The organism is Streptomyces sp. SID12501 (genome assembly GCF_010550245.1).
Taxonomy (GTDB): Bacteria; Actinomycetota; Actinomycetes; order Streptomycetales; family Streptomycetaceae; genus Streptomyces.
The window spans coordinates 1-500 of sequence record NZ_JAAGLU010000463.1; the positions used below are offsets into that span (position 1 = coordinate 1).

Here is a 500-nt window from a genome sequence, read left to right on the forward strand (position 1 = left end):
ACTCCGCCCACCGACGCGGTCCACAGCTCGACACTCGCGGCCTGGTCGGAGTAGGAGATCGCGCGGGTGGCGAGTGCTGCCGTCCGCGTGATCAGTTTGCTGCCGTCGGCCGTCATGCCGTCGGCACCGACCCCGCGGTTCTGCATGACCAGGCGGGCCGTCGAGTCGGTGTCCGAGGTGACCGATCGCAGCACGCTCGGTGCTGCGGTGGCCTTCAGCATCCGGTGTCGCCAGTCCTCATCGGTGAAGAACCTCGGATCGCCGTAGAGCATGGTGGCGCTGACAGCGGCGGCGCGGGCGCCGTGCTCGTTGTGCCCGTACGGCGTGGGGAATCCGTCCTGCCCGGCCGCGCCGCTCAGGACGGGGTCTTCTGCAGCGGCCGGGACGTAGCGGGAGAAGTCACTCGTGACGTTGGACGCCTGCCTGGCGTCGATCGGGGAAACAAGTCCGGTCGAGCTCGCACTCTCCTTCAACTTCCAGTCGTTGGACTCCCACGTGGA

Annotated in this window: 1 pseudogene; it reads right to left on the reverse strand. The window is 68.4% G+C overall.

Annotated elements, in window-relative coordinates:
* Positions 1-500: pseudogene (locus G3I71_RS46785) on the reverse strand (hypothetical protein); the annotation flags it as partial.